Annotated in this window: 30 protein-coding genes; 17 read left to right on the plus strand and 13 right to left on the minus strand. The window is 64.4% G+C overall.

Annotated elements, in window-relative coordinates; genetic code table 11:
• Window positions 1-132 precede the first annotated feature (132 nt).
• From fliF to IVB24_RS33935, 6 genes are all read left to right on the plus strand, one after another.
• Entirely contained in the window at window positions 133-1,743 is a 1,611-nt protein-coding gene (gene fliF / locus IVB24_RS33910) for a flagellar basal-body MS-ring/collar protein FliF (RefSeq protein WP_140481063.1), read from the plus strand.
• Between the two features lie 57 nt (window positions 1,744-1,800).
• A complete protein-coding gene (fliG, locus tag IVB24_RS33915; RefSeq protein ID WP_094976979.1) occupies window positions 1,801-2,889 on the plus strand; it encodes a flagellar motor switch protein FliG in 1,089 nt (362 codons plus the stop codon).
• The gene (locus tag IVB24_RS33920; RefSeq protein ID WP_247770768.1) at window positions 2,889-3,512 is read left to right on the plus strand and encodes a FliH/SctL family protein; all 624 of its coding nucleotides are present in this window, start codon (window positions 2,889-2,891) and stop codon (window positions 3,510-3,512) included. Before fliG ends, IVB24_RS33920 begins: the two co-directional genes overlap by 1 nt.
• A 3-nt stretch (window positions 3,513-3,515) precedes the next feature.
• Window positions 3,516-3,866: a flagellar motor switch protein FliN gene (gene fliN / locus IVB24_RS33925; protein ID WP_140481065.1), complete on the plus strand. Its 351-nt coding sequence runs from the start codon at window positions 3,516-3,518 to the stop codon at window positions 3,864-3,866.
• A gap of 33 nt (window positions 3,867-3,899) precedes the next feature.
• Complete coding sequence (locus IVB24_RS33930; RefSeq protein WP_247770770.1) at window positions 3,900-5,285, plus strand: sigma-54 dependent transcriptional regulator; 1,386 nt, start codon at window positions 3,900-3,902, stop codon at window positions 5,283-5,285.
• Between the two features lie 250 nt (window positions 5,286-5,535).
• Window positions 5,536-6,684 carry a M20 family metallopeptidase gene (locus IVB24_RS33935; RefSeq protein ID WP_247770771.1) on the plus strand — a complete coding sequence of 383 codons (1,149 nt, stop codon included), beginning with the start codon at window positions 5,536-5,538 and terminating at the stop codon, window positions 6,682-6,684.
• A 143-nt stretch (window positions 6,685-6,827) separates the two neighbouring features.
• Here IVB24_RS33935 and IVB24_RS33940 read toward each other — a convergent pair whose 3' ends face one another.
• From IVB24_RS33940 to IVB24_RS33975, 8 genes are all read right to left on the minus strand, one after another.
• On the minus strand, window positions 6,828-6,986 hold the full coding sequence (locus IVB24_RS33940) for a hypothetical protein (RefSeq protein WP_247770773.1): 159 nt from the start codon (window positions 6,984-6,986) through the stop codon (window positions 6,828-6,830).
• 96 nt (window positions 6,987-7,082) lie between these two features.
• Window positions 7,083-7,664 carry a flavin reductase family protein gene (locus IVB24_RS33945; RefSeq protein ID WP_094976974.1) on the minus strand — a complete coding sequence of 194 codons (582 nt, stop codon included), beginning with the start codon at window positions 7,662-7,664 and terminating at the stop codon, window positions 7,083-7,085.
• 32 nt (window positions 7,665-7,696) lie between these two features.
• The gene (locus IVB24_RS33950; protein ID WP_247770781.1) at window positions 7,697-8,533 is read right to left on the minus strand and encodes an ATP-binding cassette domain-containing protein; all 837 of its coding nucleotides are present in this window, start codon (window positions 8,531-8,533) and stop codon (window positions 7,697-7,699) included.
• A gap of 7 nt (window positions 8,534-8,540) precedes the next feature.
• Complete coding sequence (gene ssuC, locus IVB24_RS33955) at window positions 8,541-9,347, minus strand: aliphatic sulfonate ABC transporter permease SsuC (protein WP_247770790.1); 807 nt, start codon at window positions 9,345-9,347, stop codon at window positions 8,541-8,543.
• Window positions 9,344-10,510, minus strand: coding sequence for an FMNH2-dependent alkanesulfonate monooxygenase (ssuD, locus tag IVB24_RS33960; protein ID WP_247770798.1), 1,167 nt, complete (start codon window positions 10,508-10,510; stop codon window positions 9,344-9,346). The genes ssuC and ssuD overlap by 4 nt, the downstream gene beginning before the upstream one ends.
• 8 nt (window positions 10,511-10,518) lie before the next feature.
• Window positions 10,519-11,472 carry a sulfonate ABC transporter substrate-binding protein gene (locus tag IVB24_RS33965; protein WP_247770799.1) on the minus strand — a complete coding sequence of 318 codons (954 nt, stop codon included), beginning with the start codon at window positions 11,470-11,472 and terminating at the stop codon, window positions 10,519-10,521.
• A 38-nt stretch (window positions 11,473-11,510) separates the two neighbouring features.
• On the minus strand, window positions 11,511-12,461 hold the full coding sequence (locus tag IVB24_RS33970; protein ID WP_247770802.1) for a sulfonate ABC transporter substrate-binding protein: 951 nt from the start codon (window positions 12,459-12,461) through the stop codon (window positions 11,511-11,513).
• A gap of 280 nt (window positions 12,462-12,741) precedes the next feature.
• Window positions 12,742-13,920, minus strand: a complete 1,179-nt coding sequence (locus tag IVB24_RS33975; protein WP_247770810.1) for a cytochrome P450 — start codon at window positions 13,918-13,920, stop codon at window positions 12,742-12,744.
• Window positions 13,921-14,034: 114 nt separating this feature from the next.
• Between IVB24_RS33975 and IVB24_RS33980 the strand changes: the two genes are divergently transcribed.
• The gene (locus IVB24_RS33980) at window positions 14,035-14,823 is read left to right on the plus strand and encodes an NAD-dependent dehydratase (protein WP_247770812.1); all 789 of its coding nucleotides are present in this window, start codon (window positions 14,035-14,037) and stop codon (window positions 14,821-14,823) included.
• Between the two features lie 73 nt (window positions 14,824-14,896).
• On the opposite strand, the gene IVB24_RS33985 is transcribed toward IVB24_RS33980, so the two are convergent.
• Window positions 14,897-15,775: a L,D-transpeptidase gene (locus IVB24_RS33985; RefSeq protein WP_247770820.1), complete on the minus strand. Its 879-nt coding sequence runs from the start codon at window positions 15,773-15,775 to the stop codon at window positions 14,897-14,899.
• 145 nt (window positions 15,776-15,920) lie between these two features.
• Window positions 15,921-16,184: a hypothetical protein gene (locus IVB24_RS33990; protein WP_247770822.1), complete on the minus strand. Its 264-nt coding sequence runs from the start codon at window positions 16,182-16,184 to the stop codon at window positions 15,921-15,923.
• A 285-nt stretch (window positions 16,185-16,469) separates the two neighbouring features.
• Here IVB24_RS33990 and IVB24_RS33995 point away from each other — a divergent pair, with 285 nt between their 5' ends.
• Complete coding sequence (locus tag IVB24_RS33995; protein ID WP_094976969.1) at window positions 16,470-16,637, plus strand: RNA-binding protein; 168 nt, start codon at window positions 16,470-16,472, stop codon at window positions 16,635-16,637.
• 17 nt (window positions 16,638-16,654) lie between these two features.
• Complete coding sequence (locus IVB24_RS34000; RefSeq protein WP_094976968.1) at window positions 16,655-16,903, plus strand: hypothetical protein; 249 nt, start codon at window positions 16,655-16,657, stop codon at window positions 16,901-16,903.
• A gap of 254 nt (window positions 16,904-17,157) precedes the next feature.
• On the opposite strand, the gene IVB24_RS34005 is transcribed toward IVB24_RS34000, so the two are convergent.
• Entirely contained in the window at window positions 17,158-18,117 is a 960-nt protein-coding gene (locus IVB24_RS34005; protein ID WP_162406782.1) for an AraC family transcriptional regulator, read from the minus strand.
• 216 nt (window positions 18,118-18,333) lie between these two features.
• On the opposite strand from IVB24_RS34005, the gene IVB24_RS34010 reads away from it, so the two are divergent.
• The 4 genes from IVB24_RS34010 to IVB24_RS34025 all read left to right on the plus strand — a co-directional run bounded on the left by IVB24_RS34010 (window position 18,334) and on the right by IVB24_RS34025 (window position 21,288).
• Window positions 18,334-19,104 carry an alpha/beta hydrolase gene (locus IVB24_RS34010; protein WP_247770824.1) on the plus strand — a complete coding sequence of 257 codons (771 nt, stop codon included), beginning with the start codon at window positions 18,334-18,336 and terminating at the stop codon, window positions 19,102-19,104.
• 143 nt (window positions 19,105-19,247) lie between these two features.
• A complete protein-coding gene (locus tag IVB24_RS34015) occupies window positions 19,248-20,123 on the plus strand; it encodes an alpha/beta hydrolase (RefSeq protein WP_247770827.1) in 876 nt (291 codons plus the stop codon).
• Window positions 20,124-20,160: 37 nt separating this feature from the next.
• The gene (locus IVB24_RS34020; protein ID WP_166468190.1) at window positions 20,161-20,655 is read left to right on the plus strand and encodes a DUF302 domain-containing protein; all 495 of its coding nucleotides are present in this window, start codon (window positions 20,161-20,163) and stop codon (window positions 20,653-20,655) included.
• 114 nt (window positions 20,656-20,769) lie between these two features.
• Entirely contained in the window at window positions 20,770-21,288 is a 519-nt protein-coding gene (locus tag IVB24_RS34025; RefSeq protein WP_247770830.1) for a hypothetical protein, read from the plus strand.
• Between the two features lie 83 nt (window positions 21,289-21,371).
• Here the strand turns inward: IVB24_RS34025 and IVB24_RS34030 are convergent, their stop codons facing one another.
• Window positions 21,372-22,154, minus strand: a complete 783-nt coding sequence (locus IVB24_RS34030; protein WP_247770833.1) for a helix-turn-helix transcriptional regulator — start codon at window positions 22,152-22,154, stop codon at window positions 21,372-21,374.
• A 280-nt stretch (window positions 22,155-22,434) separates the two neighbouring features.
• On the opposite strand from IVB24_RS34030, the gene IVB24_RS34035 reads away from it, so the two are divergent.
• Together IVB24_RS34035 and IVB24_RS34040 are read left to right on the plus strand one after the other, a co-directional pair.
• Window positions 22,435-22,665 carry a hypothetical protein gene (locus IVB24_RS34035; protein WP_140481080.1) on the plus strand — a complete coding sequence of 77 codons (231 nt, stop codon included), beginning with the start codon at window positions 22,435-22,437 and terminating at the stop codon, window positions 22,663-22,665.
• A 112-nt stretch (window positions 22,666-22,777) separates the two neighbouring features.
• On the plus strand, window positions 22,778-23,359 hold the full coding sequence (locus tag IVB24_RS34040) for a hypothetical protein (protein WP_247770834.1): 582 nt from the start codon (window positions 22,778-22,780) through the stop codon (window positions 23,357-23,359).
• Window positions 23,360-23,420: 61 nt separating this feature from the next.
• On the opposite strand, the gene IVB24_RS34045 is transcribed toward IVB24_RS34040, so the two are convergent.
• Window positions 23,421-24,626, minus strand: coding sequence for an LLM class flavin-dependent oxidoreductase (locus IVB24_RS34045; RefSeq protein ID WP_247770837.1), 1,206 nt, complete (start codon window positions 24,624-24,626; stop codon window positions 23,421-23,423).
• Window positions 24,627-24,896: 270 nt separating this feature from the next.
• Between IVB24_RS34045 and napE the strand changes: the two genes are divergently transcribed.
• The gene (gene napE / locus IVB24_RS34050) at window positions 24,897-25,082 is read left to right on the plus strand and encodes a periplasmic nitrate reductase, NapE protein (protein WP_094893482.1); all 186 of its coding nucleotides are present in this window, start codon (window positions 24,897-24,899) and stop codon (window positions 25,080-25,082) included.
• Window positions 25,083-25,106: 24 nt separating this feature from the next.
• Window positions 25,107-25,421 (plus strand): chaperone NapD, encoded by a 315-nt coding sequence (locus tag IVB24_RS34055; protein WP_094893481.1) that lies wholly within the window; start codon window positions 25,107-25,109, stop codon window positions 25,419-25,421.
• Window positions 25,422-25,432: the final 11 nt, after the last annotated feature.

The following is a 25,432-nucleotide window of genomic DNA, read 5'->3' on the forward strand; positions in this document are numbered from 1 at the left end:
TTCATGTCCGCCTTTTGCGCGACTTTTGTCCGACCTCTTAACCTTCGTTAACCATATCGAAACCATCACCTAGGCAATAATTGCCCAGTCGGCCTTTCCGGTGAAAGCGGCCGAATCTGTTGGGGCGGTTGCTTGCAAGGTCTTGCGGACTTTCTGAAGAGTATCGGCGCCGCCCGGTTCGGGGCGATGATCGCGGTCACCGCCGCGCTCATCGGCTTTTTCGCGTTCGTCATCATGCGCGTCACCACGCCGCAGATGACGACGCTGTTCACCGACCTCAGCGTCGAGGATTCCTCCGGGATTATCAAGGACCTGGAACGCCAGGGCATCCAGTTCGAGATCCGCAACGAGGGCAGCATCATCATGGTGCCCAAGGACAAGGTCACGCGCCTCCGGATGAAGCTCGCCGAGGGCGGCCTGCCCAAGGGCGGCGGCGTCGGCTACGAGGTGTTCGACAAGTCGGACGCCCTCGGCACCACCTCCTTCGTCCAGAACATCAATCACCTCCGCGCCCTGGAAGGCGAGCTCGCCCGCACCATCCGCGCCATCGACCGCATCCAGGCCGCCCGCGTCCATCTGGTGCTGCCCGAGCGCCCGCTGTTCGCCCGCGAGGCGCCGGAGCCGTCGGCCTCGATCGTGGTCCGGGTCCGCGGCGCGCTGGAAGCCCAGCAGATCCGCGCCATCCGTCACCTCGTCGCCTCCGCCGTCAACGGCCTGAAGCCGCAGCGGGTCTCGATCGTCGACGAGGCCGGCCAGCTGCTCGCCGACGGCGCCGCCACCGACCCGGAGCAGGCGGTCGGCGACGAGCGCCGCATCAACTTCGAGAAGCGGATCCGCAAGCAGGTCGAGGACATCGTCTCCTCGGTGGTCGGCTCCGGCCGCGCCCGCGTCCAGCTCTCCGCCGATTTCGACTTCAACAAGATCACCCAGACCTCGGACAAGTTCGACCCCGAGGGCCGGGTGCTGCGCTCGAGCCAGACCCGCGAAGAGCAGAGCATGACCGCCGACAACAACGGCCAGGTCACCGTCAACAACGAGCTGCCCGGCAACCAGCAGAACAGCGGCGCCACGGCCAAGGACCAGAGCAAGAAGTCCGAAGAGACCAACAACTACGAGATATCCCGCACCACCAAGACCGAAGTGACCGAGGCCGGCAGGGTCAACCGCATCTCGGTCGCGGTGCTGGTCGACGGCATCTACACCAAGAACGACAAGGGCGAGCTCGTCTACACCGACCGCACCAAGGAGCAGCTCGACCGCATCGCCACCCTGGTGCGCTCGGCGATCGGCTTCGACCAGAAGCGCGGCGACCAGGTCGAGGTCGTCAACCTGCGCTTTGCGGATGCGCCCTCCACCACCCCGATCAGCGAGCCCTCCGGCTTCCTCGGCATGCTCCAGTTCACCAAGGACGACGTCATGTACTTCGTCGAACTCGGCGTGATGATGCTGCTCGGCCTGATCGTGCTGTTCCTGGTGATCCGCCCGCTGGTCAAGCGCATCCTGGCCTCCGACGAAGTCGCCGCTGCCATCTCCGGCGTGCTCTCCGGCCCGGCCGCCTCGGAAGAGACCGCGGCAGCCGGCCAGGCACTGCTGCCGAGCGGCGCCGCCAGCGCGATCGACGTCGCCACCGTCCAGGGCCAGGTTCACGCCCAGTCCGTTCATCGCGTCGGCGAGCTCGCCGAGCGCAACCCCAACGAAACCGTCGCCATCATCCGCCAGTGGCTGACCGAACCAACCAAGTAATCCGAACCAAGTAATCCTAGCCAAGAAACCTAGCAGTGAATCAAGAAGTGATCTGACATGGCCGGAAATCTGCAAAACGCCAACTCCAACGACATCACCAACGTGATCTCCACGCTCGGCCAGCGTGCCGGCAGTCGCGCGGGGCAGACCGAGGCGGTGGCAGGACCCAAGCGCGCCGCGATCCTGATGCTGGCGCTGGGCGAGCAGTATGGCGGCAAGATCTGGTCGATGCTCGACGATGACGAGGTGCGCCAGCTCTCGCTGGAGATGTCGACGCTGGGCACCGTCGAGGTCGACACGGTCGAGGACATGCTGCTCGAGTTCGTCTCGCGCATGTCGGCCTCGGGCGCGCTGATGGGCAATTTCGACGCCACCGAACGGCTGCTCCAGCAGTACCTGCCGCCGGAGCGCGTCAACGGCATCATGGACGAGATCCGCGGCCCCGCGGGACGCAACATGTGGGAGAAGCTCTCCAACGTGCAGGAAGAGGTGCTCGCCAACTATCTCAAGAACGAATATCCGCAGACCATCGCGGTGGTGCTGTCGAAGCTGAAGCCGGAACACGCCGCGCGCGTGCTCGGCATCTTCCCCGAGGAGCTCGCGCTCGACGTCGTCAACCGCATGCTGAAGATGGAAGCGGTGCAGAAGGAGGTGATCGAGAGCGTGGAGAAGACCCTGCGCACCGAATTCATGTCCAACCTGTCGCAGACCCGCCGCCGCGACGCCCACGAGGTGATGGCCGAAATCTTCAACAATTTCGACCGCCAGACGGAAACCCGCTTCATCACCTCGCTGGAAGAGGACAACCGGGAATCGGCGGAGCGCATCAAGGCGCTGATGTTCACCTTCGACGACCTCGTGAAGCTGGATTCCGGCTCGGCCCAGACGTTGATGCGCAACGTCGACAAGGACAAGCTCGGCGTCGCGCTCAAGAGTGCCAACGAGGACGTCCGCAACTTCTTCTTCGGCAACATGTCCTCGCGCGCCGCCAAGATGCTCCAGGACGACATGGCCGCGATGGGCCCGGTCCGCCTGCGCGACGTCGACGAGGCGCAGGCGCTGCTGGTCAATCTCGCCAAGGATCTCGCCGCCAAGGGCGAGATCATGCTGACCAAGAACCGCGCCGACGACGAACTGGTGTATTGATGGCCGCTCCGGCAAAATTCCTGTTCGATACCGACTTCGCGGCGCCCGAGCGGACGACGCGGGAGAAGGCCGCGACTGCCGCGGAGGTCGCCCAGAGGATCGCGGAAGCCGAGGCGCGGGCCTATCAGGACGGCTTTGCCGCCGGCCAGCAGGAGGCCAAGGCCGAGAGCGACCGTCGCGTCGCGCTGGCCATGGAAGAGATCAACATCGGCATCCGCGGCATCGCGTCCGGGATCGGCAACATCGAATCCAAGATGGAGACCGAGGCGGTCGACGTCGCAGTGGCGGTCGCGCGCAAGCTGTGCGCCGATCTGGTCGCCGCCGAGCCGCTCGGCGAGATCGTCGCACTGGTCAAGGACTGCTTCTCGCATCTGGTCGCGACGCCGCATCTGGTGGTCCGCATCAACGACGCGCTCTACGACAGCGCACGCGAGAAAATCGAGCGGCTCGCCAAGCAGAGCGGCTTCGAAGGACGGCTGGTGATCCTGGCCGAGCCGGAGATTGCGACCGGCGACTGCCGGATCGAATGGGCCGATGGCGGTGTCGTGCTGGAGCGCGGCGCCATCGCGGCCAAGATCGATGAAATGGTTGGACGCTATGTCGCGTCCCGCAGGGGGAGCTAAGCCATGAGCGACACCGACGGACAGGTCCCGCTGCCCGATCTCAACGGCCCGATGCCGCCGACCGGCACGGACGTCGGCTACAGCGAGGACGAATATGCGGCGCGTGCCGCCGCCGACCTCGAGGCGGTGTTCGACGTTCCCGTGCAGGTCTCGGCCGTGCTCGGCCGCTCGAAGATGGACGTCAGCGAGCTGTTGAAGCTCGGACCCGGCACCGTGCTCGAGCTCGATCGCCGCGTCGGCGAGGCCATCGACATCTACGTCAACAACAAGCTGGTCGCCCGCGGCGAAGTCGTCCTGGTGGAGGACAAGCTCGGCGTGACCATGACCGAAATCATCAAGACCGAACGCAGCTGATAGCGCGCGCGACCAGACGGACAGGAGACTGACATGCGGCTTCTCATCGTTGGCACATTGAAGGGCCAGCTCACCACCGCCACCAAGATCGCGATGGACAACGGCGCCACCGTGACCCATGCCGAGGATCACGAGCAGGCGATGCGCGTGCTGCGCGGCGGCAAGGGCGCCGACCTCCTGCTGGTCGACGTGGCCCTCGACATCCGCGACCTCGTGATGCGGCTCGAGGCCGAGCACATTCACGCCCCGATCGTCGCCTGCGGTATCACCAACGACGCCCGGGCCGCGGTCGCCGCGATCCACGCCGGCGCCAAGGAATACATCCCGCTGCCGCCGGACCCCGAGCTGATCGCTGCGGTGCTGGCAGCGGTCGCCAACGATTCCCGCGAGCTGGTCTATCGCGACGAGGCGATGGCCAAGGTGATCAAGCTGGCGCAGCAGATCGCCGGCTCCGACGCCTCGGTGATGGTCACCGGCGAGTCCGGAACGGGCAAGGAAGTGCTGGCCCGCTACGTCCACACCCGCTCGGCCCGCGCCAAGCGTCCCTTCATCTCGATCAATTGCGCCGCGATCCCCGAGCATCTGCTCGAATCCGAGCTGTTCGGCCACGAGAAGGGGGCCTTCACCGGCGCGATCGCCCGCCGCATCGGCAAGTTCGAGGAAGCGACCGGCGGCACGCTGCTGCTCGACGAAATCTCGGAGATGGACGTCCGCCTGCAATCCAAGCTGCTCCGCGCCATCCAGGAGCGCGTGATCGATCGCGTCGGCGGCACCAAGCCGGTCCCCGTCGACATTCGCATCATCGCGACCTCGAACCGCAATCTGGTGGACGCCGTGCGTGAAGGCACGTTCCGCGAGGATTTGCTGTTCCGCCTCAACGTCGTGAATTTGAAGATCCCTCCGCTGCGTGAGCGGCCCCTCGACATCCTCGAGCTCGCCCAGCACTTCGTGAAGAAATACGCCGAGGCCAACGGCGTGCCGGTGCGCCCGATCTCGGCGGAAGCGCGCCGCGTGCTCTCGGCCAACCGCTGGCAGGGCAACGTCCGCGAGCTCGAGAACACGATGCATCGCGCGGTGCTGATGGCGCAGGGCGACGAGATCGGCCCCGACGCCATCCTGACGCCGGACGGCGACCGCCTCGACCTCGCCAAGACCGTGCCGGCCGTGGCGCATGCCACGATGGCCGCCGAGCAGGTGACGCGGGCGCTGGTCGGCCGCACGGTCGCCGATGTCGAGCGCGACCTGATCCTGGAAACGCTGAAGCACTGCCTCGGCAACCGCACCCACGCCGCCAACATCCTCGGCATCTCGATCCGCACGCTGCGCAACAAGCTCAACGAATATTCCGACGGCGGCATCCCGATCACCCCGGCGGGAACGCCGGGCGAGTATCCGCGGATGCCGATGGTTGGGGCGTAAGTAGCGCCCACGCTGGTTGGGATTACGAATGCCCGGGCTGGTCCCGGGCATTTATTTGTGCACCGTCAGCGATGGTCTTGTAGCCCGCATGAGCGCAGCGACATGCGGGACACCCCTCCTTGTGGCATCCCGGATATCGCTTCGCTCATCCGGGCTACGGGAGCGAACACATGGCGGCACCGCATCCGGCGACTAGGTCGCGGCGACACCACGCCCTATAACCCCGCATGAAAACCACGCGAGGAACCACATGTCTCAAGCTCAAATCACGGACTGGCTGGCGTCGCAGAAGCAGGCGATGATCGATCTGCTGCGCGACGTCGTGAACATCGACTCCGGCTCCTATGACAAGGACGGCGTCGATGCGGTCGGTGCGCGGTTCGAGCGGCATTTTGCCGAGCACGGCATTCCGTGCCGGCGCGAAGCCGACGCCACCTTCGGCGACGCCATCCATGCCGACGTCGCAAAGCCCGGAAGCAACGAGAAGCCGGTGCTGTTGATGGGACATCGCGACACCGTGTTCGGCAAGGGCGAAGCGGAGCGGCGCCCGTTCACGATCAAGGACGGCCGCGCCTATGGGCCTGGCGTCGCCGACATGAAGTCCGGAGTCGTGATGAACATCTTCGTCGCCACCGCCTTCCACAAATTCGGCGGCAACCCGCATCCGATCAAGCTGTTGATCACCTCGGACGAGGAGATCGGCTCACCCTCCTCCCGGCCCGTGATCGAGCGTGAGGGCCGCTCGGCCCGCGCCGTGTTCAATTCCGAGCCGGGCCGCCCTACCGGCAACGTCGTGACGGGGCGCAAGGGCGGCATCTTCATGCATTTGGGCATCACCGGCAAAGCCGCGCATTCCGGCGCCAATTTCGCCGCCGGCGTCAGCGCGATCGGCGAGCTCGCGCACAAGATCATGCAGATCCATGCGCTCACCGATCTCGACAAGGGCATCACGCTCAATGTCGGCCTGGTCTCGGGCGGGCAGTCCGTCAACACCACCGCGCCTTACGCGGAAGGGCAGATCGACCTGCGCTATGTCGATCCGGCCGATCGCGCGCGGATCATGGCCACGATCGAAAAGATCGTCGCGACGCCCTACGTGCCAGCCACGAGCGCGACACTGACGATCAAGGGCGAGTTCGTTCCGGTGGTGCAGAGCCCCGAGTCCAAGGCGTTGTTCGAGAATTACCAGGCCGCCGCGCGACAGGCCGGCCTCACCACGCTGCAGGGTGAATTCTCCGGCGGCTGCGCCGATTCCGGCTTCACCGCCGCGGTCGGCACGCCGACCATCTGCGGCCTCGGCCCGGTCGGCGGGCTCGCGCACACACCGGAGGAATATCTCGAGATCGACAGCATCGTGCCGCGCGCGCAAGCGCTGGCGCTGGCGATTTTGCGGGGGTGAAGTCACACACTCGGTCGTCATGCCCGGGCTTGTCCCGGGCATCCACGCCTCTCCGAAAACGCCGATGCACGTGGATGGCCGGGTCAAGCCCGGCCATGACGGGTTGAGAGAGACGCGCGCCACATTGGCCGCGCGCATTCACCTCACGAATAACTCGGCGCGTCCGGCCTGCGGAAGATGTGGATGGGATCGCCGGGAATGATCACGGGCTGGCCCGAGAACATCGCGTAGGCGTAGAGCGCGAGATAGGCGATCGCCAGCGCGCCGATGGCATAGAACGCCCAGGTCGCGATACGCTTCATCGATCCGCTCCATTGCCGTCCCGGCGGGAAGGTTCAGGGCGCTTCTAGAGCGATGACGGAGAAAAGACCAGCCTCTGCGCTGACAGCCTGCGGCGGTCAAACGCCGCGCCGGCTGCGCGCGGGAACGCTGACATCCGCAAGCGTGGCGGCGTCCTCGTCCTGGTCGACCGCCACATACTGGCCGTGCCAATAGGCCAGCGCCGCGGTGCGCGTCGAGCTGTTGATGCCCCTGACACGGCCGATGACGATGCCGTGCGAATGGCGCTCCACGATCTCCTCGACCTCGCAATCGAACGCCGACAGCGCGCCGACCAGCAGCGGAACGCCCGAGACCGCCGTCACCCACTCGGCACCTTTGAAACGATCGGCGCCCTTCAGCCCGCCCTTGCCGGCAAAGCGCTCGGCGACATCGAGCTGGTCGGCGTTGAGGATGTTCACGCCGAAGGCGCCGTGGCGGCGGATCAAGGGAAAGGACGAGGCGTCGCGGTTGATGCTGACCAGCAGCGTCGGCGGCTCGACCGACAGCGAGGTCACCGAGGTCACCGTCATGCCGGTGATGTCCTTGCCCCGCCCGGCGGTGATGACGCTGACGCCGCCGGTGAGATGGCGCATGGCGCCGCGGAAATCGGCGGACGAGATGGCAGTTTCAGTCATGAGATCGCGAGGCACTACATTCATGGCATGGTCCCCGACGCGGGGTTGCTCTTTATCTAGGTACGATCTTCCGCCGACAAAAGGTTGCTCAAAATTGAGCCTTCGAGGCTTGCCAATTCGGCAGAGCCGCGCTCCCGGGGCCGGGTGGCGTTAACCGTGACGTCATGGGCAATCCGGCCCTCGTCGATCACCAGCACCCGGTCGGCCAGGGCGACGGCTTCGGCGACGTCGTGGGTGACGAGGATCGCGGTAAAGCCCTGGTCGCGCCAGACGCGCTCCAAGAGGCGCTGCATCGAGATGCGGGTCAGCGCATCCAGTGCGCCGAGGGGCTCGTCGAAGGCGAGAACGCGCGGATGGGAGACCAGCGCACGGGCGAGCGCGACGCGCTGCTTCTGTCCGCCCGACAGCACCGAGGGCCACTGATCGCGCTTGTCGGTCAGACCGACTTCGGTCAGCGCCTGTTCGGCGCGGGCATGCGCATCGTTCGACGCACGGTCGCGGCCGAGGCCGACCTCGACATTGGAGAGCACGCGCGCCCAGGGCAGCAGCCGCGGTTCCTGGAACATGACGCGGATGTCCTCGCGCTGGGTGTCCTGGCCGAAGCTGATGCTGCCGGCGTCGATCTTGTCGAGGCCTGCGATGAGACGCAGCAGCGTGCTCTTGCCGCAACCGCTTTTGCCGACGATGGCGACGAACTGGCCGGCGGGGATGTGCAAATCGATGCCGCGCAGCACCTCGTTGCTGCCGAAGGATTTGCGCAAGCCGCGGATGTTGAGCGGCAGGCCGCTGCTCTGCACCGCGCGCTCTTCCCGCACCACGCGGGCGTGAGGCGCAAAATGGGCGCGGCTGGCGAGCTCGGTTTCAGGAAGGGAGGTACGAAGCGCTGTCTGCATGTGACTCTCAACGTTTCTGGAAGGCGGGGTTCCAGGAGAGCGTCGCCCGCTCCAGAACCCGGGAGGCGCTGTCGGCGAGCTTGCCCAGCAGGGCATAGATCAGGATCGAGAGCACGACGACGTCGATCAGCATGAACTCGCGCGCCTGCATCGCCATGTAACCCAGCCCTGAGGACGCCGCGATGGTCTCGGCGACGATCAGGGTCAGCCACATGATGCCGAGCGCGAAGCGGATGCCGACGAAGATCGAGGGCAGCGCGCCCGGGAAGATCACGCGTCGGAACAGTTCGCCGTCGGTCATGCCGTAGATGCGGCCCATCTCGATCAGCTGCGGATCGACGGTGCGGATGCCGTGCAGCGTGTTGAGGTAGATCGGGAAGAACACGCCGAGCGCCACCAGGAACAGTTTTGCGCTCTCGTCGATGCCGAACCAGAGGATGACCAGCGGGATCAGCGCCAGATGCGGCACGTTGCGCACCATCTGCAGCGTGGTGTCGGTGAGCTTGGCCGAGAGCTGCGACAGGCCGTTGGCAAGGCCGAAGGCAAAGCCGATGCCGCCGCCGATCAGGAAGCCGATCGAGGCGCGCCAGAACGAAACCCAGATGTTGCGGACGAGCTCGCCGGAGAGCAGCAGCTTCCAGCCGGCGAGCACGACATCGCTCGGGGCCGGCAGCACCCGTGTCGGCACGAAGCCGGTGACGCTGGCGACCTGCCAGATCGCGATGATCGCGAGCGGCACGATCCACTGGATCAGGCCGTCGACCCGCGGCAAACGGAAACTACGCGGGAGCGAGATGCTGTCGATCAGGCTCATGACTGCGACACCCGGTGCTGTGGACGGAAATCGCTGCCGACCGTCTCGCCGAACGGACCGCCGTTGAAATGCAGCTTGGTCACGTTGGAGGGCTGTTCCAGCGCGAGCAGCGGGAACACCAGCTCGGCGAAGCGATAGGCTTCTTCCAGATGCGGGTAGCCCGACATGATGAAAGTATCGATGCCGATGTCCTGATACTCCCTGATGCGGGCCGCCACCGTCTCGGCGTCACCGACCAGCGCGGTGCCGGCACCGCCGCGCACGAGGCCGACACCGGCCCACAGGTTCGGGGCGATCTCGAGCTTGTCGCGCTTTCCGCCATGGAGCTGCGCCATGCGCTGCTGGCCGACGGAGTCCATGCGGGCGAAGTTCTTCTGCGCGAGCGCGATGGTGTCGTCGCTGACATGCTTGATCAGCTCGTTCGCCGCGCGCCACGCCTCTTCGTTGGTTTCGCGTACGATGACATGGAGACGGATGCCGAAGGAGAGCTTGCGGCCCCGCGCACTCGCGACCTCCCTCACCTTCGCGATCTTCTCGGCGACCAGCGCCGGCGGCTCGCCCCAGGTGAGGTACTTGTCGACGGTGTCGACTGCGACATCGATGCCGGCATCGGACGAGCCGCCGAAATAGAGCGGCGGGCGCGGCGCCTGCACCGGCGGAAACAGCAGCTTGCCGCCCTCGACGTGGATGTGCTTGCCCTCCACATCGACGGTCTTGCCGGCGAGCAGGTCGCTATAGACGCCCAGGAACTCGCGGGTGACCTCGTAACGCTCGTCGTGGGCGAGGAAGACGCCGTCGCCCTTGTTCTCGACGGGATCGCCGCCGGTGACGACGTTGACGAGCAGCCGGCCATTGCTGATGCGGTCGAGGGTCGCCGTCATGCGCGCCGCAACACTCGGCGATTGCAGGCCGGGGCGGACCGCCACGAGATAGCGCAGCCGCTCGGTGAACGGCGCGACGCTGGATGCAACGATCCAGGAATCCTCGCAGGATCGCCCGGTCGGCAGCAGCACGCCGAAATAGCCGAGCTGGTCGGCCGCCTGCGCGATCTGGCGCAGATAGTTGAAATTGACCTCGCGGCCGCCGATGCCGGTGCCGAGATAACGGCCGTCGCCGTGGGTCGGCAGGAACCAGAGGATGTTGGGGCTGCTTTGCTTCGTCATGACTTTGCTCACGATCCTGACTTCCGGGCGACGTCGGAGATCTTGATGGATTTGGGAATGAGGCCGAGTGCGAAGAACGCATCGGCCACCTGCTGCTGGTCGGCGATGACGGCATCCGTGATCGGCTTGATGCCGTAGGCTTGCCGCTTCAAGGCGACCTCGACCACGGCGATCGGCAATCCGATCGCCGGCGCCAGTTGCTCGGCGACCGCATGAATATCGCCCTTGGCCCAGTCGTCGACAGTGCTGAGCTCCGCCAGCACGGCGTCGACAATCTTCGGATTGGAGTCGAGGAACTTCTTAGAGGAGAAGTAGAACTGGTAGTTGGCGACGATGCCGGTGCCATCAGCGAGCGTCCGTGCACCGGTGGCGGCTTCCGCCGCGGCCTGGAACGGATCCCAGATCACCCACGCATCTACCGCGCCGCGCTCGAAGGCGGCGCGTGCATCGGCGGGTGCCAGGAACACGGGCTCGACGTCCGAATATTTCACGCCGGCCTTCTCCAGCGCCTTGACCAGGAGATAATGGACGTTGGAGCCCTTGTTGAGCGCGACCTTCTTGCCCCTAAGGTCCGCGACCGATTTCAGCGGGCTGTCCTTCGGCACCAGGATGGCCTCGCCCTTCGGCGCCGGCGGCTCATGAGCGACATACTGGATCGGCGCGCCGGCGGCCTGCGCGAAGATCGGCGGGGCTTCGCCGGTGTTGCCGAAATCGATCGCGCCGACATTGAGCGCTTCGAGCAGCGGCGGGCCGGAGGGGAATTCGGTCCACACCACCTTGTAGCCGTCGGCGGCGAGCTTCGGCTCCAGCGTGCCCTTGCTCTTGAGCAGCACCAGCTTGCCGTATTTCTGGTAGCCGATGCGAACCACCTTGTCCTGACCGTAGGAGGTGCCGACGGCGGCGGCGACGATGCCGATCGACAGCACGATGGCCGCGACCAGACGCTGGATGATACGCCTCATGTTCAGACCTTTTGAAATGGGAAGAGTGGTTGGCACGATCAGGCTGCCGGGCTACGCCAGACGACGTCGCGGATGACGATCGGCTTCGGGATCAGGCCGAGCTTGTAGAAGCGGTCGGCAACGCCCTGCTGCGTCGCGACAATATCGTCGGTGACCGGACCGACGACGAAGTTCGCGCGGTTGGCTGCGACCGTCTGGATGTCCAGCGGGACGCCGGTGATCGCGGCGAGCGATTTGGCGACCTCATCACGGTGCTGCTCGGCCCATTTGCCAGCGGCAGTCGTCACGTCGACGATCTGCTGCAGGATCGTTCCATGACTCTTCGCGAACTCGCGATTGGCGATGTAGAAGGAATTGGTCCTGGTGACGTCGCGCGCATTGATCAGGATGCGGCCGCCCTGCTTGGCCTCGCCGATCGCGAAATAGGGATCCCAGATCGCCCACGCCTCGATGCTGCCATTGGCAAAGGCCGGACCGGCATCAGGCGGCGCCAGGTAGACCGGCGTGATGTCGTCGTAGGTGAGACCCGCCTTCTCCAGGGTCTGCACCACGATGTTGTGCGCGCTGGAACCCTTGGTGAAGCCGACGCGCTTGCCCTTCAAATCAGCGATGTCGCGGATCGGCGAATCCTTCGGCACCAGGATGCCCTGGCCGTTGGTGATGGGCTGGCCCGCGGCATAGACGATCGCCGCGCCCGCGGCCTGGGCGAACACTGGCGGAGAATCGCCGACCGCGCCGAAATCCACGCTGCCGACGTTCATCGCTTCCATCATCGGCGGGCCGGACGAGAATTCGATCCATTTCACGCCGATGCCTTGCGGTGTGAAATGTTTTTCCAGGGCGGCCTGCTGACGCGCGATTACCAACACGCCGGTCTTCTGATAGCCGACACGAATTTCCTTCACCGCGCCTTGCGCGATCGCGGGCGAGGCGAACGCGGCGGCGGTCGCGGTTCCGATGGATAGCTTGAGAAAGTCACGACGTTGCATTCCACACTCCCGGCCACATGCGGCCGTCGTTCATTCGCGTTCGGGAATGATGGTGCGGCTTGTCGGAGGTGTCGAGACGTCCGGGAAAATAGCGATGCGCGCACTGCGGGCGCGCCAGCGCGCATGATTAATCTTTCAAATAGCGGCGACGATGCAGAGGGATTTTTTCGCACGCGAATGCGAGCGCCGCACGGCGCTGTCTCGGCGCCCCGAGGCCCCCGACCTCAAAATCGCGAAAACAACCCCATGCACAGTAGCCAGCGGTAGCGAGATCAATGACTTACACGGCAGCCCGACGGGTGAATCGCACCGGCAAATTCTGCAGCCCACGGAAAGCCCAGCCACCGATCCGCACCTTCTCGTCGTCGACGATCTCCAACTGCTTCGCCCGCGCGAACACGGTCGGCAGCGCGACGTCGGCGATCATGGCGCGGGAGGCGAAGGCGCCGGCGCAGAAATGCGGGCCGGCGCCGAACGCGACGCTCTTGGTCGTATCACGGCGCACGTCGAACTCGTCGGCGCGCTCGAAATGGGTCTCGTCGCGATTGGCGGAGCCGAACATCAGGAACACGCGCTCGTCCGCCTCGAAGGCGACGTCGCGGATGCTCCACGGCCTGGCGATGCGCCGCGGCGACATGCCGATCGGCGAGATCCAGCGGGCATATTCCTCGAACGCCTGGAGCCAGGTGACTTCACCGCGCCTGACAAGATCGAGCTGCTCGGGATGGGTCAGCAGCGCCCACACCGTGCCGGCGATCGCCTTGCGCGGCTCGTTCTGGCCGCCCGAGATCGCGAGCTTGACGTTTGCGCGCACGCTCTCCATCGGCATGCCGGAGGCAAGGAGCACACCGAGAACGCTCTGGTCTGGATGCTCGCGCATCACCGGCAGGATGTCGTCGATCGCAGCATCGATGCCCGATGTCGCGGCATGGCAGCGCGCCTCGACCTCAGGATCGCCGGCGTAGTTGGCGATGCCCTCGATCATGCCTTGCGACCATGCGTCCATGTCCTGATAGCCAATGTTGGTGAGCCCGGTGATCGACTTCAGGCATTCGCCGGAGAACGGCAGCGCGAAGTCGCGCATGAAGTCGATCCGCCCCGGCTCGATCGCGTCGAGGATGCGGTCCGCATGGGCCTGGAACAGCGCGGTCCAATGCGCCTTCACCGTCTTCGGCGACACCGTCGGGAACATCGCGCGGCGCTCGACCTGGTGCGCCTCGCCATCCTTGCGCATCATGTTGTGGCCCATCAGCCGGTTCATCAGGCCGGCGGGCTGGTGCGAGGAGAACACGTCGATCTGCTTCTCGGAGATCGAGATGTCGTCGCGGCTGGTCAGCAGCGTCGAGCCGAGCTGCGGCACGAAGGCGATCGGCGCTTCTTTCCGCATTTTGGCGAGCATCGGATAGGGATCGGCCCAGAACGCGACAGGGTCGATATCGATGCGCGGCGCGGTGCTCAAGGCGGCCTCCCGAGGTTGTCATATCCTTCAGGCCAGACTAGCGAACCACAGCGCCGGCGTCTGTCCCTAGTGATGGGGACGAACGGCAGGAGCGCATTTAGGTGCAAGTCATAGGTGCAAGTCGGGCTGACGGGACAAAACGGCAAGGACATCCCCGAATTTGCCGTGGCAACCGGTTCCTGTACTCTTGGCCTGCAAAGCTTGGCCTGCAAGTTTTGGCCTGCAAAATTTGGCCTGCAAAGCCGGGACGGGATGGTCATGACCACATTGCTCATCGTAGGCGCGACCGGGCTGGTTGGCGGTCGCGCGATGACGCTCGCTCTTGCGGACTCTCGCGTCACGCGCATCATCGCGCCGACGCGGCGTGCGCTGCCGCCCGAGGAGCGGGTCAGCAATCCTCGGCTCGATGATCTGATTGCCGGTGCAGGCGGTGAGGAATGGCGAGCCGACGGCGCAATCTGCGCGCTCGGAACGACGCGGGCGGCGGCAGGGTCGGCAGGAGCATTTCGCGCGGTCGATTACGAACTTGTGCTGCTGATCGCGCGGCGGCTGCGCGACGCCGGAGTCGGTCGGTTCGCGCTGGTATCGTCCCTGGGCGCCGACCCGCGATCCCTATTTCTCTACACACGGACGAAGGGCGAGGTGGAGGAAGCGATCGGGGCGCTCGCTTTCCCGTCCCTGACGATCCTGCGGCCAGGATTCCTGGATGGCGAGCGTGCCGAAAGCAGGCCGGTACAGCGAGCCGTGCGGAACGTCCTGGGCTTCATATCTCCCCTGTTGCCGCCAGTTGCGCGCGTCAGTTCGGTGACCAACGTGGCCCGCCAGCTCATCGAGGCCGCTGTTGCCGGCGAGCCGGGAAGGCACGTCATTGGAGCCGGACAACTGGCGGAAGGCGGCGACTGACACTGCCCGTCCAGCCGCGCGTGCCGGACGACGCTGCGCGGCTCTGCCAGATCCTTGGAGCCAGACCTTGGAGCTACCGCGCCTCGGCGACCTTCGGTCCGGATGACAGCATCTGCGCGTTAGCCGCCAACGGCCGCTTCGACGGCGATGCCGGGTCCGGCAATCGGAAGGCGGCGTCGGCCGGCGTGCCCTGGGATGGTCTGCGGGCGGCGCTTGCCGGAAGCACGATCACCTTCGCGCCGACCTTCACTCGCTCATAGAGGTCCGTGACGTCGTCATTGGTCAGCCGGATACAGCCGGACGACACTCGCTTGCCGATCGTATTGGGGTTGTTGGTGCCGTGAATGCGATATTCGGTTTCGCCGAGATACATCGCGCGCGCGCCGAGCGGATTGCCGGGGCCGCCCGCCATGAACCGCGGCAGATAAGGCTGACGCCCGATCATTTCGGTCGGCGGATGCCAATCCGGCCATTCTGCCTTGCGGGCCACGGTCTGCTCGCCGGACCAGGTGAAGCCTTCGCGGCCGACACCGATGCCGTAGCGCAACGCCTGCCTGTCGTTCAGGACGAAATAGAGGAATGTGTTTCCGGTATCGATGATCACGGTGCCGGGCGCCTGGCGGCTGGCGTAGTCAACTACCTGCCGGACCAATGCCCCGGGACCCTCGGCGTCGGCTTTTGGCGGCTCGGCCAGAGGCGCCGGAGCCGGTGTCGGAATCGGAGCTGCAGCCGGGACCGGAGCCACCGCTGCGGCATGAACCGGAGGCGCCACGTAAACCGGCGTCGACGATGCCTTGGCCTCCTGCGCGGGTTTCCGGACTGGCTGCACGCTCGCCGGTCGGGACAGCAAACCGTAGCCCACGACGGCGACGGCCACGACGCCGATCGCAACGCGCGCGGCCATCGGGAGAGCGAAAGTCTCCGCCTTTCCGCGTTTGGCCCGCTTCTTCATCGCTTTCCCCAAGTCACCCTGCCCAAGTCACCCTGCCCAAGAGAGGTACCCAGCAAGATTTAAGAAACATCGAAGCAATCCCGCCCGGAATGGAACCGCTGGCGATGGTTAACGCTTTTGATCCTGATGCTTCACAATGCGCGCTCTACAGCGAGGCAAGCCCGGCATAACAGGGCGCGCCTGCCGGGAGAATGATTTGCAAATTCTGGTCGTTGAAGACGAAGACCTGATCCGCGATGTGGTCGTCGACATATTGGAGGGTCACGGGCACGAAGTTCTTCAAGCCGGGAGCGGAGAGCACGCGCTGCAGCTTTGCGCCGAAGTCACTCCGGACCTCATCTTCACGGACGTAAGGCTGCCGGGACAGATTTCCGGGTGGGACGTCGCAATAAGATGCAGGCAGAGTCATCCCGCCATTCCCGTCATCTACGCCACTGGATACACTCAATCAGATCCGCGCCCGGTTTCCGGGAGCATCATGCTCCACAAGCCCTACCGACTCGAGCGGCTCCTGGAATCCATACGCACCTTGACGCGCCAGTGACGCCGCATCCGAACGGCGAGCTTGGCCATAAGGACACGCACTCACTCCGACGCCATGCCGCGCAGGTAAGGTTGACCGGTGAGGTTAATTCGAGCCGGCGTTTGTCCATCGAAGCTGCCCTCGCTAGCCTGGCAACCAGGCAGGGATGACATGCTCAAGAGGACCGACCAGCACACGCTGTCGAAGGCCAAGCGCCGCGAGGCCCACGACTACGCCGTCGGGCTGGCATTCCTCGGCGCCGTCGGCATTCCCATGATCGCATGGATCGCCGCAATCGCATGGGTCGGCTGGCGCCTGATCGAGTGGCTTTTTTTCTAGGTAGAGCGCGGCTTACCATGAGCGAATTTGCAGGACTTTCCGATCATTTCATCATGCGAATGCACGAGTTCATTCGCAACGAGGTGCAGGCCGATGCCTTGGCCGGCACCAGGTTGATCGGGCTACCCGCCAGACACCGCGCTGATCGTCTGTTCAAGGAGATCGAGCGTCGCGGGCTCGTCTGCAGGCCAATCGAATGGCCGGAGCACCTGGCTGATCCGTCGCGCGACCCGGCCGACCGGCCGCTTCGGACGATCGAAAATTGATTGCATTCGGCTCGCGTCGGTACGCATGAGACCGCGGGGATGCCGCAAGGGCATTCACGAGATGTAAAGCATCGAACAGAACGACGTCGCGCGAACGTTCAGATGTGAACATCGTGCGACGTGGAAGAAAGCCTAACCTCGTCCGGCCTCGGTTGGATTCGCCTCCGTGCCGAAGCGTCAGCGGCCTCAGCTCATTACCCTTCCCAGGCTGAGGCCGCTTGCCGCTTCAGTTCAGGCTCCGCGAGAGCCGATCGTCAATCGGCAGCCTGTACCGGAATGTCCGCTTGTCTGTCGTCGCCGTTGGATTGTCTGGCTGCCCGGTACCGACCGGGCGATAGGCTGTGATATCGATTGAACAGCTTGGAAAATGCCGCAGGTGTCTCGTAACCGACCCGGCTCGCAATCCGGGCGATAGGCTCGTCGCTGGTTTCCAACAGGAACGCAGCCTCCGCCATCCGGCGCTCGATCACATAGCGGTGCATGGACTGGCCGACGAGCTTGGTAAAGCGCGCAGAAAACACCGAGCGGCCGAGGCCTACACGGTGGCCAAGATCGCTCAGTGTCCAGGGCCGCTCTGGGTTTTCATGAATCAGCTTGAGCGCCGGTCCGATATGAGGGTCGGATATGGCGCCAAGCCAGCCGCCCTGTCCGGGACTGAGAGATGCAATCCAGCTTCGGAGCACCTCGACGAAGAGCACTTCGGTCAATCGTGAAAGCGCGACGCGTTGGCCTGGACGCTCGAGCGCGGACTCGCTGACCATACGGCGGAGGATCGCTTCAAGCCAACCACCATCGGTGGTCCGCTTCAGCAGCAGCACGGGTGGAAGCAGCTCCAGCACACTGCCAAACAGAGGCCGTGACACGGTGAAATTGCCGCAAATCATCGTCGAGAGCGGCTTTGCACCTGTGCCGTGACGAACGACGCCCAGGCGCGGCGACGTTCGGTCGATATCCATGATCCGCAAAGGCTTGGCGCGGCGATCCGAATAGAACACGTGGGGCTCTCCCCGCGTGATGACGACGAAATCGCCCTCGGACATCTGGATCTGCTCTCCCTGTTCGAGGGCGAGAGTTGCCGAGCCTTGGCTAAGATAATGAAACAGAGCGTACGGTCGCGCCGGCAACTCGAGGTGCCAGGGATGGCCGAGCTCGAAGTGAAACAGCAGCGTCCCGCCGAGACGAACCCGATCGAGCACTTGGGCGAGTATGTCCATGTCGCCGAGATTAGTCCGGTGGACGATTGGACACAACATCCGGACGATCGATCTCTATCGTCCGGAAGGTCCGCGCCATAGGTCATGCCAGCGCGGGCCGACGTCAGGAGCGGCAACCCTTCGCCCAGGGGGCGGATGGAAGAACCGCGACCTTACCGGAAACGCCTGTCCATTCCTTCGGACCGTGTTCGTCCGACATGCCAACAGGAACGATTCATGCGAAATATTCTCCTCTCTGCCGCCACCGTACTTCTGGCCGGAACGACATTGGTCGGCTCGGCTCATTCCGCCGAACTGCCCAAGGGAGCGGCCCCCAACATCGTGCTCGTCCACGGCGCTTTCGTGGACCAGACGAGCTGGCAGCCCGTCGCCGAAATCCTCACGAAGAAGGGCTACAACGTCACGCTGGTCGAGAATCCGCTCACGTCGCTTGCCGCCGACGTCGATGCCACCAAGCAGGCGCTGGCGAAGCAGAGCGGCAAGACCGTCCTCGTCGGCCACTCATGGGGCGGCGTGGTGATCACGCAGGCCGGCAACGATCCCAAGGTATCGGCGCTCGTTTACGTTTCCGCTTTCGCGCCCGACGTCGGCCAATCTCTGGCGACCCTCGCCAAGAGCGGTCCGGCCACCGAGGGCACCGCGGCGATCCATCCTGACGACAAGGGCAACCTCTACATCGATCCCAAGGTGTTCCCATCTGCGGTCGCGGCTGACCTTCCGCCGAAGATCGCGGAAGCCTTGGCCAACCATCAGCTTCCGCTGAACCACGTCGCGTTCGAGGCCCCGATCGATGTTGCCGCGTGGCGCGATAAGCCGACTTTCTATGTGGTCACCACGAAGGACAAGGTGATCGCGCCCGAGGTCCAGAGGCATTTTGCAGCCGCCATGAAGGCCCAGACGACGGAAGTCGCCGGCAGCCATGCTTCGCTCGTCGTTCATGCGAAAGAAGTCGCCGCGGTGATCGAAAAGGCCTCGCTCGCAAAGTGACGACGCCGCTCCCGGCGCACACGTGCCGGGAGCGATCAACTTAAAATAGCAAATCCTGCCCCGGCTGCGGTCTCCGCATCGCCGCCCGCGCGCAAGGCTGCGCCACCCGCTCACCCCACGGCAACTTGTTCATCGAGGATGAAATGACTGAACTCGATATCCCCAGCCACGATGGTGCCACGCTTGAAACGGCACCGACCCGCTATGTCGAAAGCCGCACCATCCGCTTCGCCTATCGTCGCCTGGGCCCGGCGACCGGAACCCCGCTCGTTCTCCTGCAGCATTTCTCGGGCAACATCGATGCCTGGGATCCCGCCGTCGTCAATTCCCTTGCCGCTGATCGCCCCGTGATCGCCTTCGACAACGCCGGGGTCGGCCGCTCGAGCGGTCAAACGCCCGACAACGTCGCGGCGATGGCACGAGACGCGGTCGAGTTCATCAACGCGCTTGGCCTCGCGGAGGTCGACCTGTTGGGCTTTTCTCTTGGTGGCTGCGTCGCTCAGCAGATCGCCGCCGAGCACGGAGGACTGGTCCGCAAGCTCATCCTTGTAGCGACTGCGCCGCGAGGCGGAGAGGAACATTTGTTGGCAGTTCTGCAAGACGCGTTTTCCCAGGCGGACGCGCCCGACCCGCGCTTGCCGTTGTTCTTCACCAAATCCTCCGCCAGCCGCGCTTCAGGATTGGCGTTTCTCAAGCGAACGAGAGTGCGTTCGGACGATCGCGATACCGATAACGGCAAAGCGGTGACGGATCCGCAGGCCAAGGCCCTGATCACCTGGTGCGCCACACCTGATCCCGATCATGAGATTCTGCGCGCCATTCATCAGCCCGCCCTGGTGGTCAGCGGCAGCCATGACACGATGCTGCCCGCGGACAACGCCTACGAAATGTTCAAGCAACTCCGCAATGCGCAGCTGGTGCTTTATCCCGATTCAGGTCATGGCGCCCTGTTTCAGCACCACGAAATCTTCGTCGACCACGTCCGGAGGTTTCTCGACACACGGTCTACGGCAGCGTGACTCCGACGTGGGCCTTGAGAGCATTGAAGAGGATGGAATGACAATCGTGCAAATTCAGGTGTCGCGCTTCAGCGTCACGAGCTCAAAGCCGTTCGACGCGGTGGTGGCCATGCTCAGATCGGCGGTGGGGCAGCCCGACATGAACGAATTTTTCAGAGCCACGCGGGCGACGAATGAATTCCGGGATCTGGAGCGTGTCGTGAAGAGCGGCCTTGGCCGTACAGGTCTCATGCGCTTCGCGGAGTTCGACCTGGGCGACATTCTGCGTCGTGAAACCGGGGCCGCGACACCCAGGATCATGCGGTTTGTCATCGGCAATCCACTCATCATGAAGGAGATGGTCAAGCACGTGCCCGATGCCGGATCTTACGCCCCAGTCACCATCCTGGTCGATGAACGCTCCGACGGCGTGCACCTGTCTTACGACCAGATGGAGAGTTACCTGTTGCATTATGCCAACGCGGAAGCTCTTGCCGTCGCCCGGGATCTGGATGCGAAAGTGACGAGCTTGCTGCGCGAATGCGCGGGCTGACGATCTCCGATGCCGTTTCTGTCGACCGAATGTGATCTCATCTCGTTCGCACAATGCCGCAGGCGCCGAGATGTGCCGCCACACGAATACTCGAACAATCGAAGGGGAGTTCTGGTGAACAGGTTGCTTCTTGCCATTCTCATGGTGTCGGCTGTTTCCTCCGGCGCTGCAGCCGCATCGCCCGGGGAGCCGCTGGATTCTGCCGAGCTGAGCACGATCAAATCAAAATTCGGCACGCTCATGGAATTGGCCAACAGGCACGATTTCCAGGCTTTGCATGACATGTTCTGGCAATCGCCCTCCGCTCTGCTGGTGGCGAAGAGCGCGATCCCGTCCGAGGGGAACTGGGCCGGCTTCTGGGGCAACGAGGCGATTGATCGGAAACTGCATGATATCGGCAGTTCCGGCCCGGTCGTGCTCGAACCAGACTATTCGAAGCTCAAGGTTGTCGGGCTGACGCGCGATGTCGCCGAGTCCTACGTGCCGATGAACATCACGGTCTCTTATGCGGGGCAAGATGGGACAGCGAAGCCGTTTCTCATGATCATCAATTGGCTTCGCATCGGAGCGGACTGGAAGATCGCCTCCGAAATTATTCTGCCGGTACCGCCCCTACCCGCCACGAAACGCTAGGCGCCAGGCTTCGACTGTTCGGCACGAAACCGCGGCGATCCGGGCCGGCGTCCACCTTGCTTCCGGAAGCGGGCATCTCCGCCTCAATTCAGGCCGTGTGGTCCTGCCAGCAAACCCAGCACAATCGCAAACAATTCGTTCTGCGAGGAGATGCCGAGCCGCTGATAGGCGCGCTTGCGGTAGGTCAGGGTCGAATGCAGGCTGATGCCGAGGCCTTGCGAGATCGCCTCGGAGCTGAGACCTAGCAGGATGCGGCAACAGACCTCCTGCTCGCGCGGCGTCAGGTTCGAGAGTGGCGCGCGCGTCGCGAGCAATTCCGCGAGCGACGGCGAGGGCGTTGTGCTCGACTGGAAATGGCGCGCCACGCTGGCGCCGATCGCCGGTGCGATCATCTGCAACCGCTCGCGCTGGGCGGCGCTGAAGCGACCCTGCGTCGTGATGCGGTAGAAATTGACGTAGAAGCAGGTGTCGCCGATCCAGATCGCGGTGGCGCATTTGTCGACGATACCGGAATCGTGGAAGAAGATCTTGCGGTAGCGCGCGCCGTACATCCGCGGCGCGAAGGCCGGCAGCATGATTGGCGCAGCGCCCTCGCCTTCGAACAGCGCATCGCGGTTGGGATCGGATTCGTGGAACTGGCCGGCATAGGCGGCGCCGAGATCGCCGCCGGTCGGAATATTGCCGGCATCGAGCAGGCAGGTCGCGGCACCGGCACGGCTCAGCGCGAACACCATGCAATGGCCGACATCGGCGTGCCGGCGCAGCGTGTCGATCAGCACATTTGGGAAATCGGGGCGGCCGATGGCAAGCACCGCGGAGGTGACATCGCCAGCCGCCGGATTTGCGCGCGTCCCGTGAGGGCGCATCCTTCTCTCCCTGTCGTCTTTGGACGAAATTTATCAGCAAGAGGCGCGCAGCGGAAGGCGCTGGTCGTCGGATGCATTGCACGACGTCGTTCACCACGCTGGCGCTGGTGAACTGCCGTCAACGGCGTTGGCCTGTAAAAGGTTCTGAGCCCTGACGGTGCATGCGGCCGGAAAGACCCGCCAACGTCCATCAGGTGATGTGGGTCACTGAAGGTTCAAGGCGATTGCGGCACTGTGGATCGTGGCCGCAAACCCGCCGCCCAGACAGAAGGTCCCTCACATGAAAACCGCCCGCCTTGCTCTCTTCGCCGCCCTCATCGGGCTCGGCTCTCTCCTCGGATCCGCCCACCTGTCACCGGCCGCAGCAGGCTGGGGCTCTCAATACGGGTGGATGGGAAACAAGTCATACATGGACTGCCTGAAATACGTGGGGGCCTTCGGTGCCGACTACCCGAACCGGAACAAGAACATCGAAACTTGCAAGCGGAACTACCTTCCGGGCGGCCGCTGAGTTGACTGTCTCGACGGTTTGTCCCCGGCATATTCTGCCGGGTGCGTAGAATCCGCACCCGGCATCGGCCCTCGCCTGGGTTTTCAGGCATACTCGAACGCAGGGGAAGGTAATGCCGAAGGCAGAACCCACGCTTGAAAATCTGGCATCGCATATCCAGCGTCAGGACCAATTGCTGAAGGCTCTGCGGTGGAGTGTTCTCGGCGCTACGATCATGGCGTCTGCGGCGATCCTTACATCCCTATGGCACTCGTCCGTCAGTGCCGGCGCGGTCAAAACCAAGACCTTGTCCGTGGAAACCATCGCCCTACGCAACGACACCGGCAAAATCGTCGCCTTGATCTCATCCACGTCCGAGGGAACGCCGCATATCTCGTTGTTCGATGGCCGCGAGAAGGTGCGTCTTAGCATCGGGCTGCGCCAGGATGGTGCACCTTCGGTGTCGCTCCTGGATGCGGAGCAGGGCTCCCGGGCCGTGCTGTCTCTGAACGATCATCAGGATGCGTCCTTGACGATGTTCAATGCCGGAAAACTTCCCCGTGCCACGCTGGCCGTCGACGCCGCCAGCTCGGGTCACATGGTTCTCTACGGGACCGGCGGAGGTCTGAACCTGTCCGCTTCCGATGGTCGGGTGCAATGGAATCCGTTGAACGGAGCCGCTCAGAACTTTCAGACGGGACGTGAATCCAAGTGACGTCCCGCCGCGGGTCTCATGTCGGCCAGAGATCTGGCTGGGAAGACCTGCGGAGGTTGTCTTAGCCCGCCGCAGCCTTGGCCGGCGGAACGTTGATCGCAAGCTTGCCGTAGCGGTCCGTGAACGCCTGCGTGTCGATCTCCTCCAGTTCGATCTCGCCGCTCATCACGCTCTTTTTCCAGGCCTCCTGCGCCGGATCGTTCTGGAATTCCGGCATCACCTCGCGGCCGAACAGCTCGAGCGATTCGCAGATGTGCTCGTGGCTGTTCTTGCCGGCCTGGTTGAGCAGGATGACCTGGTCGATATGCGAGGACTGGAAGCGCCTCAGCTTCTTGCGGATGGTTTCGGGCGAGCCGATCAGGCCGCCGCGCAAGGCCGCCTCCTGCGCTTCCGGATTGTCGCGCTTCCACTTGTTGTACTCGTCCCACATGTTGACGGTGTAGGGCGCAGGCCGCTGGCGGTTCTGCGAGGCGCCGTAGAAGCGCAGCGCGAACTGGAAGAAGGTGGCGCCGTCGGCGCGGGCGCGCGCCTCCTCGTCGGTCTTGGCGCACATGAAGAACGACACCAGCGCCATGTTCGGATTGATCTGGTAGTCGGCGAGCTTATGAAGCCGCTTGGTCATGGCGTTGTAATATGCGTGCACCCAGGCATGCGCGGCGTCGGCGCTGACGAACTGGAAACCGAGCGCACCAAAGCCGTGGCGGCCGGCGCGCTCGATGGTCGGCAGCTGCGAGCACGCCATCCACAGCGGCGGATGCGGCTTCTGCACGGGTTTTGGGACGACGTTGCGCAAGGGGATGTCGAAATACTTGCCGTGATGTTCGGAGCCGGCATCCCTGAACATCGGGAAGATCGCGGCGACGGCCTCCTCGAACACTTCCTTCTTGGTCTCCATGTCGCGGCCGAACGGCGTCAGCTCGGTGATGGAGGCGCTCTCGCCCATGCCGAATTCGCAGCGGCCGTTCGAGAGCAGATCGAGCACCGCGACCCGCTCGGCGACGCGCGCCGGATGGTTGGTGGTGAGCTGCAGGATGCCGTGGCCGAGCCGGATGTTCTTCGTGCGCTGGCTGGCGGCGGCGAGGAAGGATTCCGGCGAGGGCGAGTGCGAATATTCCTCGAGGAAGTGATGCTCGACCACCCAGGCGTGGTCGTAGCCGAGGCGGTCGGCGAGCTCCATCTGCGTCAGCGCGTTCTGGTAGAGGGCGAGCTCGTCGCCGGCCACCCAGGGCCGCGGCAGTTGCAGCTCGTAGAAGATGCCGAACTTCATGGCGTCGCTCTCCCCGTTTTTTATGGTTGGGCTCATCTTAATGCGCGAGGCGCCGCTGTCTACGGAGCGACAATTCCGCCACGCGGGAGATTGATTCCCTTGCCGCGAATGGCGGCGGACACCTGCCTTGCCTTGCGCAGCGCTGCGACATCAGTGCTGGCCCGCGGCTTGATCCAGATCAACGCGTCAGCGGCGCGGCTGCATCTAAAATGCAGCAAGGCAACGGCCCGGATGCCGTCCCGATTCCCATCACATTTTGAGAGACCGAATATGTCGGCCCCTGACGACGCGATGTCGCGCGTGCGCCGTAAGCGCATGGAGATTTTCGCCTTCCTGTTCCTGACCGCGGTCGTGATGCCCGTCCTCGCGGTCGGAACCGTGGGCAGCTACGGCCTCGGCGTCTGGATCTACCAGATGTTTGCCGGCCCTCCTGGCCCGCCGCCCTCCCCGCATTGATCCCGACAACGAAGGACAGGCATCATGGCCAACGCCACACTCAATCGCCGCGCCTTGATCACCGGCCGGGTGCTCAGTGCCGACCCGGTCGTCGCTCCGCCGGGCTGCGAGATCGCCAGCATCATCGTGCAGGCGCGCCCCGAGCGCCTCGCCGAGCTCGAAGCCGCGATCACGGCCCTTGCCGGCTGCGAGATCCACGGCCGCGATCCGCGCGGTAAGCTCATCGTCGTGACCGAGGCGCCGGATTCCGGCAGCCTCGGCACCCTGCTCAACACCATCCAGTCGCTGCCCGACGTCTATTCCGCGGCGCTGGTTTTCCACGCCATCGAAACCGCCTGAGCAAGGAAGAG

The organism is Bradyrhizobium sp. 192, assembly GCF_023100965.1.
Lineage (GTDB): Bacteria > Pseudomonadota > Alphaproteobacteria > Rhizobiales > Xanthobacteraceae > Bradyrhizobium > Bradyrhizobium symbiodeficiens.